The sequence below is a fragment of the Amycolatopsis acidiphila genome, from assembly GCF_021391495.1.
Classification (GTDB): domain Bacteria; phylum Actinomycetota; class Actinomycetes; order Mycobacteriales; family Pseudonocardiaceae; genus Amycolatopsis_E; species Amycolatopsis_E acidiphila.
In genome coordinates, this window is sequence record NZ_CP090063.1 from 3,334,040 (window position 1) to 3,346,886 (window position 12,847).

General features: G+C 72.2%; 10 protein-coding genes. 3 read left to right on the top strand and 7 right to left on the bottom strand.

Annotated features, from left to right (window positions below; translation table 11 throughout):
- Nucleotides 1-175: 175 nt before the first annotated feature.
- Nucleotides 176-490 carry a hypothetical protein gene (locus LWP59_RS16175; RefSeq protein WP_144646200.1) on the bottom strand — a complete coding sequence of 105 codons (315 nt, stop codon included), beginning with the start codon at nucleotides 488-490 and terminating at the stop codon, nucleotides 176-178.
- On the opposite strand from LWP59_RS16175, the gene LWP59_RS16180 reads away from it, so the two are divergent.
- Nucleotides 471-872 carry an RlpA-like double-psi beta-barrel domain-containing protein gene (locus tag LWP59_RS16180; RefSeq protein ID WP_144646198.1) on the top strand — a complete coding sequence of 134 codons (402 nt, stop codon included), beginning with the start codon at nucleotides 471-473 and terminating at the stop codon, nucleotides 870-872. The genes LWP59_RS16175 and LWP59_RS16180 overlap by 20 nt on opposite strands.
- Here the strand turns inward: LWP59_RS16180 and LWP59_RS16185 are convergent.
- From LWP59_RS16185 to LWP59_RS16205, 5 genes are all read right to left on the bottom strand, one after another.
- Nucleotides 862-4,167, bottom strand: a complete 3,306-nt coding sequence (locus tag LWP59_RS16185; protein WP_144646196.1) for a glycosyltransferase — start codon at nucleotides 4,165-4,167, stop codon at nucleotides 862-864. The two genes, LWP59_RS16180 and LWP59_RS16185, sit on opposite strands and share 11 nt — an antisense overlap.
- A 21-nt stretch (nucleotides 4,168-4,188) precedes the next feature.
- Complete coding sequence (locus LWP59_RS16190) at nucleotides 4,189-4,941, bottom strand: hypothetical protein (protein ID WP_191334800.1); 753 nt, start codon at nucleotides 4,939-4,941, stop codon at nucleotides 4,189-4,191.
- Between the two features lie 230 nt (nucleotides 4,942-5,171).
- A complete protein-coding gene (locus tag LWP59_RS16195) occupies nucleotides 5,172-6,143 on the bottom strand; it encodes a glycoside hydrolase family 18 protein (protein WP_144643746.1) in 972 nt (323 codons plus the stop codon).
- 256 nt (nucleotides 6,144-6,399) lie between these two features.
- Nucleotides 6,400-6,588, bottom strand: a complete 189-nt coding sequence (locus tag LWP59_RS16200; protein ID WP_229857465.1) for an MBL fold metallo-hydrolase — start codon at nucleotides 6,586-6,588, stop codon at nucleotides 6,400-6,402.
- Entirely contained in the window at nucleotides 6,585-6,824 is a 240-nt protein-coding gene (locus tag LWP59_RS16205; protein WP_229857466.1) for an MBL fold metallo-hydrolase, read from the bottom strand. The genes LWP59_RS16200 and LWP59_RS16205 overlap by 4 nt, the downstream gene beginning before the upstream one ends.
- Nucleotides 6,825-7,091: 267 nt before the next feature.
- Between LWP59_RS16205 and LWP59_RS16210 the strand changes: the two genes are divergently transcribed.
- Together LWP59_RS16210 and LWP59_RS16215 are read left to right on the top strand one after the other, a co-directional pair.
- Nucleotides 7,092-8,048 (top strand): SDR family NAD(P)-dependent oxidoreductase, encoded by a 957-nt coding sequence (locus LWP59_RS16210; protein ID WP_144643745.1) that lies wholly within the window; start codon nucleotides 7,092-7,094, stop codon nucleotides 8,046-8,048.
- A 29-nt stretch (nucleotides 8,049-8,077) separates the two neighbouring features.
- A complete protein-coding gene (locus tag LWP59_RS16215) occupies nucleotides 8,078-9,178 on the top strand; it encodes an esterase-like activity of phytase family protein (protein ID WP_144643744.1) in 1,101 nt (366 codons plus the stop codon).
- Nucleotides 9,179-9,347: 169 nt separating this feature from the next.
- On the opposite strand, the gene LWP59_RS16220 is transcribed toward LWP59_RS16215, so the two are convergent.
- The gene (locus LWP59_RS16220) at nucleotides 9,348-12,839 is read right to left on the bottom strand and encodes an indolepyruvate ferredoxin oxidoreductase family protein (RefSeq protein WP_144643743.1); all 3,492 of its coding nucleotides are present in this window, start codon (nucleotides 12,837-12,839) and stop codon (nucleotides 9,348-9,350) included.
- Between the last annotated feature and the right edge of the window lie 8 nt (nucleotides 12,840-12,847).

Sequence of the window (12,847 nt, forward strand, 5' to 3'; positions counted from 1 at the left end):
ATCGCGAGGTGGACGGAACGATGGCCGGCGTCTGAACTTCGGCTGAAGCGCTTCGGCGTCTTCCCCGGCCGGTAGGCGATCATGTCACGGCGGGATCAACCGGGCCTCCCGCAGAACCGGGAAATTTGCCGTTCCCGCGAACGTGCACTACGTTCGAAGTCTGATAACGAACAGATCACGAGGATTCCGTTTTCATGAGGCTCAAAATCGCGGCCGCCGTGGCGACCGGGGCCCTGCTCGCCGCCGGCGGGCTGCTGGCCTTCCACCACGGCGCGGCGCCGGATTCCGGTGACAGACTGGCATTCGGCACTTCCGCTCCGTCGCCGGTGACCACCACCACACAGCCGGTGCCGCCTTCGAGCAGCAGTGCGCCGCCGAAAACGACGCCGCCGGTGGCCGGCAGCCCGAAAACGAGCAAACCGACCACGGCTACCAGCACGAAAAAGGCCGGCCCCCCGCCGAAACAAGCCGTGCCCAACGCCGTGGGCACCATCACCTTCTACGCCGCCGAGGACAACGACCCGCCCGGTAGCCGCGAGATCGCGTTCCCCGAGGTCCTGCACGGCCGGGCCGGCGGCACCGGGACGTTCGCCGACCCGCTGACGTTCGCCGCGGCGGACGGGGTCTTCGCCCCCGGCACCAGGATCTACGTGCCCGACGTCAAGCGGTACTTCATCCTCGAGGACACCTGCGCGACCTGTTCGGGATCACATATCGACCTGTGGGTGGGCCCCGCCACGGACTCCGCCGTGCTCGACTGCGAGGACGCGCTGACCCACGACGACGCCCGGCCCTACGAGGTCGCCCCGCCACCGACACTGCCCGTGACACCCGGCGACCTCTACCGTTCCGGCACCTGCTTCAAGCCGTAGGCACCCTGGGCCGGACCTCGGCGGCCTCGGCCGAACCGGCGGGTGGATCCCACTCGGCGCGGGGCAGCAGCCGTGGCCGGCGCCGCGCCGCGACGTCCTCCACCCAGCCGAAGGCCGCGAGGGCCACCACCAGCAACACCAGTGCCGCGCCTGCCTGTGAGAGCCAGCCGAGGCGGGCCGCGACGGGAGCCGCCACGGCGGTCGCGACGGCGCTCCACAACACGATGGTCAGCACGCGTGCCTCCAGGACCGCCACCAGCCGCCCCAGCGGGGCACGGTCGAGCCAGCCCAACCGCGGCGACAGCCGCAGCAGCACGAGCACCGCGCCCGCGCACACGAGCGCCTGCCCCAGCGCGGTGGCACTGATGTCGGGCAGCCCGTCCCGCTGGTCCTTCCCGGCCGCCCACAGCACCCCGAGCGCGATCGCCGATGCGGACAGCACGCACACGAGCACCGGGTGGATCCGCGCGAGCCTGCCCTGGCGGTGTGCGAGACCGAGCAGCCAGCAGGCGCCGTAGACGCAGAGGTCCACTGCCGCCTCCCCGAACGCGCCGAGGTCCCGCGCGGGGGAGCCCGCCAGTGCGTCCGCGGCGACGAGTGCGAGGGGCGCGAGCACCACCGGCACCGGCCATCGCCGCAACGCCCGCATCAGCAGCGGGGTGAGCAGGATGAACCACAGGGTGGTGCGCACGAACCACAACGCCATGCGGGCGTCCAGCCCCCACGAGTCGATCGGTGGATCCGCGACGGGGAACAGCCACAGCACCAGCCGGGGCCAGTCCAGCGGCTCGTCGGCATCGGTGAGCCAGCCCGACAGCAGCATCACCGGCACGCAGACGAACCCCAGCAGCCACAACGGCGGCAGCGATCGCCGGATACCGCGCCCGATCGCGTCGATCGTGGCGTGCTCCCGCATCGCCTTCGCCATCGCCGAGCCACCGAGTGCGAACAACACGCCCAGCGACGGGAAGACCAGGCCCGGCCAGACCCAGCCGGTGACCGACGCGAGCACGATCCCGAGCACCGCGACGGCCGCGAGCAGCGCCGGCCACCGTTCCCGCGTGCGCCGCCGGTTCCTGGCCCGCTCCGTGAGCGTGGCGACACTGGGCACGGGCGGCAGTTCGCCGCCGCGGGCCGCGACCACCGGCGCCGCATCGCGCGGGCGGCTGCGCCCGGGTTCCTTCGGCGGGCGCAACAGGGCGTCGAGCGCGCCGATCCGCCGGGTCCGCTGCCAGCGCACCAGGACCCCCGAAGCGGCCGCGACGAGCGACTGCCCGAGCACCACGTACATCAGCTGCCGGTACACCAGCTGCTGGGCGGGCATCAGCCACAGCGGGCCGGCCGGCTCCTTGTCCATCCGGAAAGCCAGCGCGGCGCCCAGGGCCTGCGCCAGCATCACCGACAGCCACAGCACCAGCGTGGTCCCGGGGTTGAGGAAGAACAGCCCGTACACGAAGAAGATGTCGATCACCGGCGAGGTCACCGGCAGGATGAGCTGGAACACGACGACGTGCAGCAGCCCGAACCGGCCCACCCGGCCCGCCGGGCCCCGCTGCACGATGGCCCGCCGGTGCTTCCACACCGACTGCATGGTCCCGTAGGTCCAGCGGTAGCGCTGCTGCCACAGCTGCCGCACCTTCGTCGGCGCCTCGGTCCAGGCGACCGCGTCGTCGACGTAGACCAGGCGCCAGCCCGCCCGGCCCAGCGCGATGGTCAGGTCGGTGTCCTCCGCGAGCGTCTCCTGGCTGACCCCGCCGACCCCGAGCAGCGCCCGGCGGCGGAACGCGCCGGCCGCGCCCGGGATCGTGCACATCGAGCCCAGCAGGTCCTGCACGCGGCGGTCGATGGTGAACCCGACGACGTACTCGATGTGCTGCAGGCGGGTGAGGAACGTGTCCCGGTTGGCGATCTTCACGTTCCCCGAGACGGCGCCCACCCCGCTGTCGGCGAACGGCTGCACGATCCGGCGGACCGTGTCGGGCTCGAACATCGTGTCGCCGTCGACCATGACGATCAGTTCGTGCCGCGCGTGCGCGATGCCGGTGTTCAGCGCGGTCGCCTTGCCGCCGTTGGCCTGGCGGATCACCCGGACCCGGTCGAGGCCGAGGCCTTCCACGAAGTCGGCGGTGCCGTCGGTCGAGCCGTCGTCGACGACGATCACCTCCAGCGGATGGCCGTTGGCGAGGATGGACCGGATCGTGATCTCGATGTTCGCCAGCTCGTTGTAGGCGGGCACGATCACCGACACCGGGTCGGTCACCGGCGCGCCCCATCGCCATCCCGGCCGGTGCCGCCGCCGGGCCTGGACGCACGCGACGGTGACCATCAGCAGCAGGCGCAGCACCACCAGCAGGCCGACCGCGAACAGGATCAGCTGCAGCCCGTCCACCACGAACAGGGACACCGCGACGACCGTCAGCAGCACCTTGCCGAGAAAGCGGGTGCTCGCCGACGCGGGCTGGTACGCCGGCGGCAGGCCGAGCCCGCCGGTCACCGTGGTGAAGTGGTAGCCCCGCGCCTGCAACGACGGGATCAGCCGGTCGAGCGCCGCGACGGTTTCGGCGCGGTCGCCGCCCGCGTCGTGCATCAGCAGCACCGCGCCCGTCCCGTCGGCGGGCGTGGAGTTGCGGACGATCTGGTCCACGCCGGGGCGTTCGAAGTCCTTGCTGTCGGTGTCGCTGAAGACGCTGACGTAACCGCGGCCGGCCGCGGTCTGGACGCCGCGGTAGGTGGCGTCGTCGATGGCGGAGTTGGACGAGGAGTACGGCAGCCGGAACAGGTAGCTCGTCGCCCCTGTGGCGCCGGCGATCGCGAGCTGGCTCTCGTCGAGCTCCCGGTTCATCCGCCAGGCCGAGACGTCGGTCAGCTCGGGATGGGTGAACGTGTGCAGCCCCAGCTCCGAACCGGAGTCGTAGATGCGCCGGACCAGCTCGGGATGGGTGCTCGCCCGGGAGCCGACGACGAAGAACGTGCCGGGCACGTTGTACTTGTGCAGGATCGAGAGCACCTGCGGGGTCCACGTCGGGTCCGGCCCGTCGTCGAAGGTCAGCGCGATGGTGTGGTCGGGCATGCCCCGGGCGCTGATCGGCGAGCTCCGCACGTCGACGACCGGCCCGCCGGACTCGACCGCGGTCGGCACGTGGTCCGCCCCTTCGGGCTCGTGCGCGAGGTTGTCGCTGACGATGCCGGCACTCGCCAACCCGGCGACCACCAGCATCACCCCCAGCGCGGCCACCGCCACGCCCGCGAACACCCACGGCAGCCGAAGCCGCCGGTTCCTCTTCTCCCCGGCCATGTCCGCCCCTGTCCCGTGGTCCTACAGCGCGCTGACCGATGCGGTCGCCACGCCGAGCGACGCGGGCGGCTCGACGGCCGTCGGCGCCACGGTCGGCTCGGCGGGCGGGGGAGTCTCGACCGGCGCCGGGTCAGTCGTCACCGGTGGCGGCTCTGTGGTCACCGGCGGGGGAGTCACCACCGGGGGCGGGTTCGTGGTCACCGGGGGCGGTTCCGTGGTCACCGGGGGCGGTTCCGTCGTCACCGGAGGCGGCGTCACGACCGGCGGCGGCTGGGTGGTCACCGGCGGCGGCACGACCACGGGCGGCTGCTCGGGGCCCTGCAGCGGCGCGGGACTACTCGGCACGGGGGCGCCCGGGACAACGGGAGCCGGGTTTCCCATCCCGGACATCCCCGGAAATCCCGGAAAGCCGGGGAAACCCGGGATGCCGGGCACCAGGCCCGCGGCAGCGGGATCGATCAGGATTCCGCCCAGCCCGCCGGTGTCGACGGCGCCCCGCAGCGGTACCAGTGCGCTCCTGCCGGGAACGGGCGCCCAGCCGGCGACAGGCGGGCTCGACGCGCGCGGCGCGGCGGCGACGCCACCGCTGTCGCCGGTGTCCTGTCCGGTCACGGCTTCGCCGAGCAGACCGGGCAAGCTCGTCAGTGGCCGGTTGGTCAGCAGCGCACCGGCCCCGGCCATGAACACGAACGCCCCGGCCGCCACCGCCGCCGCTGAGGCGCGCAGCAGCCTTCGGCGCCGGCCGCTGGGATCGACGAAGACGGGTCTGATCAACACGGTGTCCGGTTCGGACGGTTGGGGTGTCGGTTCTGGCATGGCGGCAGCTCCGGATGATGTGGTGACGCGATGGGGGACTTCCCTTCCGGACTCCGCGGAGCTACCCCGAAACCGGCGATTCATCCGCCAACGCTGTCACTGGTGGTCGCGCCGATCTTGAGCCGCGTTACGAACTTCGCTTCATTCGTCCACATGAGCCGGAATCGAACCGGGGCGAACACCCGGTGTCACCGACCGCGAAGCGCTCGTGTGAACGCATAGGTTTCCTGTGCCAGGCCACTGCAGACCGGGCTCGCCCGCACCTCGTCCGCACAGTTTCCGTTGTCCCGGGCCAGAGACCAGAAACCGAGGAACGCGATCGCGTGCGCCACGGCGTAGTCACGCAGCGCGTGCGCGTCGTCCACTGTGGTGAGCACCCCGGTGTCGTTGCGTCCCGCCATGTAGGTGATTCCCAACCTGGAGTAGGGATTTCCGGGCCAGATCTCCCCTGTCTGCCCGGCGACCGTCGTCGCGGCCGTCAGCATCGATTCCCGCCAGGAACCGCTTTCCGGGAAGTTCATCACCATCGCGTTCACCACGACATCCGTGCCGCGCGAGGCGAGTGCCCGCAACAGGTCGAGCGTCGACTGTTCGAGCCCGCTGCCGGCGTCCGCGACCGTGGCCGTGATCGTCACCGGGACCGCGAGTTCGGTGTGGACGATGCGCAGGGCGTCGGCGACCACGTCGGGCCGGACCGCCGTTTCGACGTCGAGCTCCAGCCGGTCGGCGCCCGTGGTCTGGAGTGCCTGGCGATAGGCGCCCGCCAGTTCGGCGGCTGTGCTGCAAGCGTTTTCCAGATACGTGCCGGTCGCGCCACCGCTGGCCAGTGTCACGCTTCCGCCCGCGCTTCGCACCGCAGCGATGTCGCCCAGCACCGCCGGGTCGTCGATCGGTGTGCTGCCCGCCCAAGCCGGTGCGCACGCGGAATGCTTCGCCAGCATGAACGCGAGCACGAACCTTCGCGTGGGCGTCTTGGCGACGACTGATCCCAGCGGGGGATGCCGCACGCTGACGTCGACGTAAGGCGCGGTTTCCGTTGGCGCCGACGGTATTTCTGCCGACACCGGCGACGGCTGGGGCCGGGCGGGGCCGGGCGCGGCGCACGCCGTGAGCAGTGCGGCACAGACCGCGACCTTCCACAGACGATGGGGGAGCACCATGCGAGAGGCGGCTCCTCTCTGTCTGAAGTGGACCACCGGCGCGGCAGGCACGCCGGGGGGAGCATCGACGCTACGGGCAAGTCCGCCGCCGTGCAACACCGGCACGGCCACATCTCGGCGTACAGTCCATAAAGGACGGATGTGGGAAGGCGTCCGGCGGCCGGTGAGTACTCGTTGCGCAGCGGGTTCAGCCTGCTACGGAGTGCTCAAGCCCCGCCCGGACGGGAGCCGCGAACCCCGGCGGGTCACGATGTGCTCAGGCGAGTTCGGGGTGACCGAGCTGGACGGGGTGGTGGACGCTGTCGCCCGTGATGACGGCCCGGGCGTCGCCCCCGTCGAGCTCGACGGCGATCTGGCACGGGGTGTGCCCGGGCGTGGGCACCAGCCGGATGCCCTCGGCCGGCTCCACCGACGCCCAGTAGTCCCATTCCGTCCGGCTCGTCACGAACCTCCGTTCGGGAACGCCGGCGCCCAGGACTGTCCATCGTGGACGGTGTTCCAGCCGACGTGGTCGGTGTGCAGGTGGGTGAGCACGACGAGGTCCACCTCCCCGGCGGGAAAGCCCGCAGCGGTGAGCCGGTGCGCGTAGTCGGTCCACAGCCCGTGCCGGGCGGGGTTCGCGCGCTGCTTGCCGTTGCCGATCCCGGTGTCCACCAGCACGCGAAGGCCCCCGGCGCGCACCGCGAACGACGTACGGCGTCGCCTCCGGCAGCAGCCACGTTCCTGTCTCCGGCGGCAGCGCCACCTCGTCGACCCGGTGCACGACCAGCTCGCCCAGCGACCAACGACCTCCCGCGGCGGACGGCAACGGCGCGAACTCGGACACGGCCTCGATTCTGCACTGCCGGAAGGGTGGCCGCACTCACTGGCAAGTGGAGCCAAGTCCGCTTACACTCGACCGTACCGGACCCGGCTCCGCTTACCGGTCAACGCCACAGAGAGGCAGTCATGTCCACCCACCGCATCACCACGCCGTTCGGGGCACAGTCGACCGCCGGTCAGGTCGTCGACGGCGTCGACCTGACCGGAAAGCGTGCGATCGTCACCGGCGGCGCTTCCGGCATCGGCGTCGAGACCGCCCGGGCACTGGCGGGTGCGGGCGCCGAAGTCACCCTCGCCGTCCGCGATGTCGAGGCGGGCGAGCGCACCGCCGCGCAGATCACCCCCACGACCGGCAGCGCCGGCGTCCTCGTCGCCCCGCTCGACCTCGCCGACCAGGCGTCGGTCGCCGCGTTCGTCGCCGGCTGGCGCGGTCCACTGCACATCCTGGTCGACAACGCCGGGATCATGGCGACGCCCGAACTGCGCACCCCGCGGGGCTGGGAACTGCAGTTCGCCACGAACCACCTCGGCCACTTCGCCCTGGCCACCGGCCTGCGCGACTCGCTCGCCGCGGCGGGCGGAGCGCGCGTGGTGGTGGTGAGCTCCGTCGGTCACGTGAACGCGGACGTTGACTTCGACGACATCCACTTCCGGCGCCGCCCGTACGACAAGTGGACCGCCTACGGCCAGTCCAAGACCGCGAACGTCCTGTTCGCCGTCGAGGCGGCGCGCCGCTGGGCCACCGGGTCGATCGCGGTGAACGCCCTCAACCCCGGGCGCATCACCGGCACCAACCTCAGCCGGCACATCGGTGACGTGTCGAGCGCGCCCGCGTCGTTCGACCCGGCGAGCACCGACGTGTCGTGGAAGACGGTCGAGCAGGGTGCGGCCACCTCGGTGCTGCTCGCCGCGTCGCCGCTCGTGGACGGCGTCACCGGCCGTTACTTCGAGGACTGCGAGGAAGCCGTTCCCTACCGGGCGCCCGTCCGTCGTGGGGTCGCCGGCTACGCGCTCGACCCCGGGCGGGCGGCCCGGCTGTGGCAGGTCTCGCTCGACACCCTCGCGACCCGCAACATAGGTTGAGGGAAAACCGGTGTGCTGGAAGAGGGTCGATGAGAGTCCTGGATCGTCACCGCCGTATTCCCGTGGTGCTCGCGGGCGCCGCGCTGTTGACGCTGGCGGTCGCACCGGCGGCCGCCGCGCAGCCCGGGCCTGCCCCGCGCTGTTCCCCGACGGTGTCCGAACGCGGCTTCAGCGATGCCCTGAACAAGGCCGAGCACCACGGTGTCGAGGTCGGCGGCCTTTCCTCGCTGGCCTTCGACGCCCGCTCGCGCGCCTGGGCGTCCACAGTGGACAACCATGGCCGTGACCCGGCGCGCATCTGGTTCTTCACGGACCTGGCCGACCCGGTCGTCGCCCGGGATCCGCTGGTGCTCGAGAAACCGGACGGCACGCCCTACCTGGGCACGGACTCGGACAACGAGGGGCTCGCGGTGCTGCCGGACGGCGACTACCTGGTCAGCTCCGAGACCGAGCCGTCGATCCGGATCTTCGGTCGCGACGGCGCGCAGAAGGCGGCGCTGCCGGTTCCGGCGCGGTTCGGGGTCGCCGGCGGCGGATCCGCGGGCCAGGCCACCGCGAACGCCACCCTGGAGGGCTTGACGATCTCGCGGTCGGGCCGCGAGATCGTCGCGGCGATGGAGGGCGCCCTCGCCGGTGACGTCTCGGCCTCCGGGGACGCCTCGCTGCACCGTTTCCTGGTCTACACCACCGATCGGCATGGCCAGTGGCGGCTCGCCCGGCAGGTCGGCTACCGTGCCGAACCGGGCATGCGGGTGCCCGAAGTCGCCGCGTACGGCGAGGATTCGCTCCTGGTCGAAGAGGCCGCTTTCGACGCCGCCACCGGCAACTCCGTGAACCTGTTCGCCGTCACCGGCCTCGACCACGCCCCGGACGTCGGTCCGATCGCGAACCTGTCGGCCGCGCCGGCACGCGATGTCATGCGCAAGCGACCGGTCGCCGAGCTGGTGAACTGCCCGCCCCTGGGCGCGACGGCGCCGGAACACCAGACCAACCCGTTGCTGGACAACTACGAAGGCATGGCCGTCAACGGGAACGCTGGGGGCCTGACGGGGGTGAGCCTGATCAGCGACGACAACTTCAGCGCGACCCAGACCACCCGGGTGCTGAACCTGGTCGCCCGGCTGCCCTGACCCCGTGCGAAATCCGGCCGCTCCCGCTGGTCCGGCATCTGCGGGACAAGCGGGGAGCCGAGCCGATCGACCCGGTGAAGGTGGCGCGACATGACAAGCTGATGGACGAGGTCGGCCGCTCAGTGGACTTCGCCGGCTGAGCACGGCCTCTCCGGCATGCCACGAGCGCTCAGACGGCGCTGTCCACCGGCACCTCGCGTAGCTGTTCCCGGGCCTGCGCGAGCGCCGCACGGTAACGGTCCACGTTGTCGAGTTTGATCCGCTCGTAGCCGCGGACCAGGTCCGGGAGCTCCGCGAGGCGGACGGCCACGGGCAGCGTCACCGGGCTCAGCAGGTCCAGCGACTCCAGCACGGCTTCCCGGTACTCCGCGATCAGCGCCCGCTCCACCTTGCGCACGCGCGCGTAGCCGAAGAGGTCCGCCGGAGTGCCGCGGAGCCTCCTCAGTCCTTTCAGGACTCGCAGCGCCGGGCGCGCCGACGGGCCGAGCGCGATCTTCCGCCGCATGCCCAGCACCCGCAGCACCGGCGGGTGCAGCCGGTTGGCGTAGCGGGCGGACGGGCCGAACGTGGCCGCCAGCTCGGCCTGGAACGCGGGCGCCAGGGACAGCCGGGCGACCTCGTACTCGTCCTTGTAGGCCATCAGCTTGTGCAGGTACCGCGCCACGGCCTCGGTGAGCACGGCCGACCCCGGCGCCGCGGCGTCCTCGGCCGCATGGACCCGCGCGACGAACTCGGCGTATTCCTTGGCGTAGCGCGTGTTCTGGTAGCCGATGAGGTCCGAGACGCGCGCCCGCACGAGCTCCGCCACCGCTGACCCGCCCGGCAGCCCGGCCGCCGCCGCGAGTGGCGCGGCGGCGGCCGGGTCCACGGGTTCGGTCCGGACACCCCCGTCTTCGAGGAGCCCGCGCACCGCGTCCGGGTCGGCGATCGCCTGCCGTCCCCGGCGCAACGCCTGGATGTTGGCCTCCACGGCGGTGCCGTTGAGCGTGATGGCCTGTTCGAGCGCCGTCGCGTCCAGCGGAAGGGCGCCGGTCTGCAGCGCCGCGCCGACCAGGATCATGTTCGCGTACTGCTCGTCCCCGAACAGCCGGTCGGCGAGCCTGCCGGCGTCGAGGTAGGCGCTACGCCTGCTGGCCTCGTCGATCGCCGCGCTGATCCGCGCGTGCGGCGGGAACCGCGCCGTCGTGTCCACGACCATGCGTCCGGTCGGCACCTGCGTGCTCGACACCACGGCGACGGTCCGGTCGGCGGAGGCGACCGCGAGGTTCGCCGGGTCGGCCGCCACCACCACGTCGCAGCCGAGGTAGAGGTCGCAGCTGCCGCGATGCAGCTTCGCCGTGCGCGGCGCGGGCGCGGCGCTCACCTTCAGGTCGGAGATCACCGCGCCGCCCTTCTGCGCCAGCCCCGTCTGGTCGAGCGTGCGGACCGACCGGCCTTCGAGAACCGCCGCGGTGGCGAGCACCTGGCTGATGGTCACCACGCCGGTCCCGCCGACACCGCAGATGCGCAGGGCGAAGTCGGTGCCGGGAACGCCCGTGGGGGCCGGAAGCGCGTCCGCAGGCAGGTCCGCCACCCGGGCCCGGCGCTGCGTTCCGCCCGGCAGCACGGTGACGAACGACGGGCAGTCCCCTTCGAGGCACGAGAAGTCGAGGTTGCACGACGACTGGTTGATCCGGGTCTTCCGGCCGAACTCCGTCGCCACCGGCTGCACCGACAGACAGTTGGACTTGCTGCCGCAGTCGCCGCAGCCCTCGCAGATCCGCTCGTTGATCATGACGCGGGCGGCCGGTGCCGCCAGCTTGCCCCGCCGCCGCTTGCGCCGCTTCTCCGCCGCGCACTCCTGGTCGTGGATCAGGACGGTCACGCCCGGCACCGCGGCCAGCTCCCGCTGGACGTCCGGAAGGTCCTCGCGCGGCCGGACACGCACCCCGGCGGGCAGCGACCGCCCGGCCAGCCGGCCCGGGTCCTCGGTGGTGATCACCACCCGCTCGACGCCTTCGGCCAGCAGGAGTCCGGCCAGCCGCTCGACCGGCAGCGCGCCCACCGCGTCCTGGCCGCCGGTCATCGCGACCGTCGAGTTGTACAGCAGCTTGTAGGTGACGTTCACCCCCGCCGCCACCGCGGCGCGCACGGCGAGGCTGCCCGAGTGCAGGAAAGTGCCGTCACCGATGTTCTGCACGAAGTGCTGCTCGTCCAGGAAGGGGGCCATCCCGATCCACTGCGCGCCCTCGCCGCCCATCTGGGTGAGGCCGACGACGGTGCCGACCCTGTCCGGCTCCATGAACAGGACCATCGCGTGGCATCCGATGCCCGCGCCGACGAGCGAGCCGTCCCGCACCGCGGTCGACGAGTTGTGCGGGCAGCCGGAACAGAAGTACGGGGTGCGGGTCACGAGCGGCAGGGAGATCTGTGCCGTCCTGGCCCGCGCGCGCTCCCGCTGCCAGGCCCGCACCGGCTCGAGGCCGAGGTGCTCCAGCGCCGACGCGAGCCCGACGGCGACGGAGTCCGCGTCCAGCTCGCCCGTTTCGGCGAAGAGCCGGCTGCCCTTGGCGTCGCGCTTCCCGACCACCGACGGCGCGCCGGTGCGCCCGTAGAGGATCTCCTTGACCGCGGTCTCCAGGAACGATCGTTTCTCCTCCACCACGACGATCTCGTCGAGGCCCGCGGCGAACTCGGTCACGATCCCGGGTTCGACCGGGTGGACCATCCCCAGTTTGAGCAGGCGGATCCCGTGCCGCGCCAGTGCCGCCTCGTCCAGGCCGAGCAGCTCCAGCGCCTGCCGCAGGTCGAGGTAGGTCTTGCCGGCGGCGATGACACCGACCCGGTCGGACGGTCTACTGTGGACGATCGTGTTGAGCCCGCTGTGCCGGGCGTAATCGAGCGCCCGCGGCAGCCGGATCTCGTGCAGGCTGCGTTCCAGCGCCATAAGGTTCGGCCCGAGCAGCTGCGAGCTCGGCCGGTGTGCGCTGGGCCCGAGCTCGGCGAAGACCGCGGGAAGTGCCGCCCGGCGCACCACCGCGGTGCTCGCGCCGTCCGCGACGGCGGTGGCCATCTTCAGCGCCGTCCACACCCCGCTGAACCTCGACAGGTACTGCGCGTGCAGGCCGAACTCGACGACCTCCTGCGAGTCGGCGGGATACAGCGTGGGGATGGCGAGGTCGGCCAGGGCGGCCTCCGACGCACCCGGCACGGTGGAGGACTTCGCACCGGGGTCGTCGCCGACGAGGGCGACCGCGCCGCCGGCCGGGCCGGTCCCCACCAGGTTGGCGTGGCGCAGCGCGTCCGACGCCCGGTCCAGGCCCGGGGCCTTGCCGTACCAGATCCCGGTGACCCCGTCGCAGGACAGCGAGCCGACCTCGCCGGCGAGCTGGCTCCCCAGCACCGCGGTGGCCGCCAGCTCCTCGTTGAGGCCGGGCTCGTGCCGCACCCCGGCGGCTGTCAGCAGATCGCGTTGCCGAGCCAGCTCCAGGTCGTAGCCCGCCAGGGGAGACCCTTCGTAGCCGGATACGAAGGTCGCCGTCGTCAGCCCGGCACCGCGGTCGCACGCCGAGCGCTCGAGCAGGGTCCGGACCAGCGCCTGGACACCGGTCAGGTAGATGGTGCCCTCGTCCCGGACGTACTTCTCGCGCAGGGAGAACGGTGCGCCGCTCGGTGTCGCCATGTACTGGC

Bases quoted from the DNA above. Each gene is read 5' to 3' on its own strand.
- LWP59_RS16220 (WP_144643743.1), bottom strand. From the start codon at position 12,839: ATGGCGACACCGAGCGGCGCACCGTTCTCCCTGCGCGAGAAGTACGTC.
- LWP59_RS16215 (WP_144643744.1), top strand. From the start codon at position 8,078: ATGAGAGTCCTGGATCGTCACCGCCGTATTCCCGTGGTGCTCGCGGGC.
- LWP59_RS16195 (WP_144643746.1), bottom strand. From the start codon at position 6,143: ATGGTGCTCCCCCATCGTCTGTGGAAGGTCGCGGTCTGTGCCGCACTG.
- LWP59_RS16185 (WP_144646196.1), bottom strand. From the start codon at position 4,167: ATGGCCGGGGAGAAGAGGAACCGGCGGCTTCGGCTGCCGTGGGTGTTC.
- LWP59_RS16210 (WP_144643745.1), top strand. From the start codon at position 7,092: ATGTCCACCCACCGCATCACCACGCCGTTCGGGGCACAGTCGACCGCC.